This window comes from Xenorhabdus santafensis (genome assembly GCF_033949405.1).
In the GTDB taxonomy this organism is placed as follows: Bacteria; Pseudomonadota; Gammaproteobacteria; order Enterobacterales; family Enterobacteriaceae; genus Xenorhabdus; species Xenorhabdus santafensis.
This window is the reverse complement of the sequence record NZ_VCDN01000127.1, coordinates 1-3,982: the sequence shown is the minus strand read 5'-3', so window position 1 is coordinate 3,982 and position 3,982 is coordinate 1. Positions and strand designations below refer to the sequence as shown.

The 3,982-nt window shown below is 39.7% G+C and carries 4 protein-coding genes; 2 read left to right on the top strand and 2 right to left on the bottom strand.

The window, feature by feature from the left end; translation table 11 throughout:
- Window positions 1-284 precede the first annotated feature (284 nt).
- The gene (cycA, locus tag FE392_RS18995) at window positions 285-1,691 is read left to right on the top strand and encodes a D-serine/D-alanine/glycine transporter (protein WP_319931714.1); all 1,407 of its coding nucleotides are present in this window, start codon (window positions 285-287) and stop codon (window positions 1,689-1,691) included.
- 92 nt (window positions 1,692-1,783) lie between these two features.
- Here the strand turns inward: cycA and FE392_RS18990 are convergent, their stop codons facing one another.
- Window positions 1,784-2,179 carry a nuclear transport factor 2 family protein gene (locus tag FE392_RS18990; RefSeq protein WP_319931713.1) on the bottom strand — a complete coding sequence of 132 codons (396 nt, stop codon included), beginning with the start codon at window positions 2,177-2,179 and terminating at the stop codon, window positions 1,784-1,786.
- A 143-nt stretch (window positions 2,180-2,322) separates the two neighbouring features.
- Between FE392_RS18990 and FE392_RS18985 the strand changes: the two genes are divergently transcribed.
- Window positions 2,323-2,835: a GNAT family N-acetyltransferase gene (locus FE392_RS18985; RefSeq protein ID WP_319931712.1), complete on the top strand. Its 513-nt coding sequence runs from the start codon at window positions 2,323-2,325 to the stop codon at window positions 2,833-2,835.
- Between the two features lie 314 nt (window positions 2,836-3,149).
- Here the strand turns inward: FE392_RS18985 and budA are convergent, their stop codons facing one another.
- Window positions 3,150-3,905: an acetolactate decarboxylase gene (gene budA / locus FE392_RS18980; RefSeq protein ID WP_319931711.1), complete on the bottom strand. Its 756-nt coding sequence runs from the start codon at window positions 3,903-3,905 to the stop codon at window positions 3,150-3,152.
- Window positions 3,906-3,982: the final 77 nt, after the last annotated feature.

Here is a 3,982-nt window from a genome sequence, read left to right as displayed (position 1 = left end):
CCGGACGGGTTGATTAAGAGTCAACTGCTCTACCAACTGAGCTAACGACCCAACACGATTAATTATTCTACCGTGACAACAAAACGTCAATATCAAATAACCACTTTTTTATTATGTAAATAAAATATACAGGATGTGCTGTTTTGGGGTTGGTTGAATTGTAAGCATCTTGTTTTTCATGTGAAATCCTTCTGTTAATACAGCGGTTGTCTATGTCACAATGTTCCCTTAAACACAGCTTGAGGGTATTAAGGCCATGCTGTGAGAATAAATTGGATACAACTATGGAAGAAAAAATACAACCCACTCATATTACTGACGCTGAAGATTCTCATCTACAGCGCAGCCTCACCAATCGACATATACAGCTAATCGCGATTGGCGGTGCCATCGGTACTGGCCTGTTTATGGGTTCAGGCAAAACGATTTCCCTTGCGGGGCCGTCGATCATCTTTGTTTATATGATCATCGGGTTTATGCTGTTTTTTGTCATGCGTGCAATGGGGGAGCTATTGCTTTCCAATTTGCACTATAAGTCGTTCAGTGATTTTGCGGCGGATTTATTAGGGCCGTGGGCCGGTTTTTTTGTGGGCTGGACTTACTGGTTCTGCTGGGTCATTACTGGTATTGCTGATATTGTCGCCATTACTGCTTATGTCGGGTACTGGGCCCCAAATTTTCCAGAGTGGGGAACCTCGCTTTTGTGTGTGCTGGTTCTGTTAACTCTGAATCTCGCGACAGTAAAACTATTCGGGGAGCTGGAATTTTGGTTTGCGATGATCAAGATTATTGCCATTATTGCGTTGATTGTGACAGGCGGTATCTTGATTGGCATCCATTTTCAATCTCCTGCCGGGCATGTAGCTGCGCTCTCTAATGTCTGGAATGATGGCGGTATGTTCCCAATGGGCTTGAGCGGCTTTTTTGCTGGGTTCCAGATAGCAATATTCGCTTTTGTCGGGATTGAATTGGTGGGGACTGCCGCCGCAGAAACGAAAGATCCAATGAAGTCTTTGCCGAAAGCAATTAATGCGATCCCAATCCGTATTATTACATTTTATGTTTTGTCTTTGATTGTGATTATGTCTGTTACGCCTTGGCGGGCTATCATCGCGGATAAAAGCCCTTTTGTGGAACTGTTTGTTTTGATTGGGTTGCCTGCCGCTGCCAGTATCGTCAACTTTGTGGTTCTGACTTCTGCTGCGTCTTCGGCAAATAGCGGGGTTTTCTCTACCAGCCGGATGTTATTTGGCTTGGCGAAAGAGAAAAATGCACCGAAACAGTTTAGCCGCCTGTCCCGCCGTTCGGTGCCTGCATCGGGGTTGATTTTTACGTGTTTGTGCCTCTCTTTTGGCGTCATTCTGATCTATTTTATCCCCGATGTAATGCGTGTGTTTACGCTGGTCACAACCGTTTCTGCGATTTTGTTTATGTTTATCTGGAGCATGATTTTATGTTCCTATCTGGTTTACAGAAAACGTCGCCCAGCACAGCATCAGGCTTCAGTATATAAAATGCCGTTTGGTATAGTGATGTCATGGGTATGCTTGGCTTTCTTTGCTTTTGTTTTGGTATTGCTCTCCTTACAGCCAGATACCCGCCAGGCTCTGATCGCCACGCCAGTTTGGTTTATTATTTTGGCGGTTGGGTTCCTGATTGTGAAAAAACGTAAAAAACGTTTTATTCGCTGAACGATGAAAAATCCCATTCATTAATTTTAAAATGGCCTAAATATTGGGCCATTTTTTTGCCTATCTACCAATAAAATTAGCTATCAACGAAATTAGTCATCAATGTCATCAGCCATCAACGTACCTTGATGAAATCTCAGTTGCCATTGGTTGTTGGCAGATTTTTGCCAGATGGATGAACGAAGTGCCTGATTGCATGGGGCATCATTTTTGTCTAACTCGTAAGATTGATAAGTTAATAAGATAATATTTTCATTCAAATAATTCATCTCGTAATTTTGCGAAAAAATGGTAGTGGCAGTTTTTATTTCTGTTGATAATGCATTTATTACAACATTTTTAGAATAAATAAATCCCGATTTGCTTATTTCCAGAAAATCATCGTGCAATACGAGATGGAGCCAATCGCGATTATTGCTCTTTTCAGAATGAAGTGCAATTTCAAGGCTTTTTATGAAATCAAAAACAATTTTATCTTCCTGCATCATATCAATCTCCGGATAAAATAAATCAAGACCAAAAGATATAAAAAAGTCAACGCATTACACTCAAAATAATATTTTTAGACAGCCTATTTACTTTTAAATTTATATCAGGTAGTTATAAATATCTCAAATAGAAAGGAGTATGTATGGAAATTATAATAAGAGCAGCTGAGATTGAAGATGCTGAACATTGCCAGCGAATATTTGGTCAAAAAAGTGTTTATCCTAATACAATGCAACGCCCGTGCCCTTCACTTGAAACTTGGCGGGAAAGATTGAAAAAAAATAAAACAATAGGGATTCTTGATTTTGTTGCTGAAATAGAAGGGAACGTAGTAGGCACAATCGGCATATTTACTTTTGAAAACCCAAGACGAAAACATGTAGTGAGCTTTGGTATTGGCATTGATGAAAATCATTTTGGTAAAGGGGTAGGCTCAAAACTGTTGGAATTCGTTATTGATTACGCATTCAATTGGTTGGGAACGATCAGAATTGAGTTGGACGTTTTTGTTGATAATGACCGGGCGATAGCGCTGTACAAAAAATTTGGATTTGAAGAAGAGGGAATTAGTCGCTTGCAGGCATTAAGGAATGGCCAATATTGCGATGTTTTGGTAATGGCTCTGTTAAATGATCGGTTTAAGCAGTTTTCATGAAATATACAGTAAGAAATAGTTGCAGGAAGCATTTGCCATTGCTTCCTTTTATGTTTATTTAAATTGATGCGGGCATACAAGTGGGTAAATAAAAATTATCTTTTAAGACTAAAATTCTCGTTGTAATTAACATCATGAATATTCAATTTCCCATTTTTTAGATAATAGATGAAAGCATCTGGTGCTTACTGATAATTTCAGCCATTGGATTGCAAAGTGCATCGTGGCGGCAAGAGAATGGCAAATCCGTCAGAAACGAATTTGCCCGGCCAAGGTAGGGCTGACCTCCGATAGAAAGCGATAGATGTTACACATCAACCTTCTGTTTTTCTGATGATATCATCCAGATTATCTATCTTCAGGTTAGCATTAATATATTCATCTTTGTTCGGTAGATGGATTTTTATATCCTGTTTAATTTCATAACTTAAAAGGCCACTTTTTAGCTTAAAACCAAAAACATGCCCGCCATGTTTTCGCGAGTCATCAATAAAATGGAGGTGAATGCCTGCTACTGAAAGGCCTTGAAATGATTCAGGAGTCCAAAAACCAATCATAACACCAGAGATATCATAAAGCGTTTCTTCAGATTGTTCTGTTATAGCTTCAACAAAAGGTCTGTAGGGTTTTTGTTGATAATTGGTACGTCGAAACCAAACATGCTCAAAATAACCTTCAATTCTTATTGCAGCGAAAATATTATCAATGTTCCCTTGGGCAGATAATTGTGAATAAAGATCTGCTTTACTGATATCAGAAACGGGGAACTGATCATCAGGATTGAAATGGGTTAATTGTGCAAAAGGTATCTGTTCCTGATCGGTGAACTGACGTACATCACCCGCTCCCTGGATTTCATAATAAAAATCATCCAGTGCTATCATTTCACCTGCAAGTGCATGTGAGCAGCCAATACCGAATGAACCACCATGGCTGATTTCTGATATTGCAAACGTCCCATCAAAGACGCCTGACATCAATGCATGAATGGTGGAGTACTGATTGATTGTTCGGTTTTTCATAATATGCACCTCCCTTACTGTCCTGCCGTGCTGCAAATCAAAATCCATTGGGCATATACGCTTCGTCTTTCAAGTTGCCTCTTTGTTGGCTGCACTCATTCACCCCAGTCACATAGTTATCTATG

Excerpts from the sequence above, each read along its gene's own strand:
- budA (WP_319931711.1), bottom strand. The coding sequence starts at position 3,905 with ATGGATTTTGATTTGCAGCACGGCAGGACAGTAAGGGAGGTGCATATT.
- FE392_RS18985 (WP_319931712.1), top strand. The coding sequence starts at position 2,323 with ATGGAAATTATAATAAGAGCAGCTGAGATTGAAGATGCTGAACATTGC.
- cycA (WP_319931714.1), top strand. The coding sequence starts at position 285 with ATGGAAGAAAAAATACAACCCACTCATATTACTGACGCTGAAGATTCT.
- FE392_RS18990 (WP_319931713.1), bottom strand. The coding sequence starts at position 2,179 with ATGATGCAGGAAGATAAAATTGTTTTTGATTTCATAAAAAGCCTTGAA.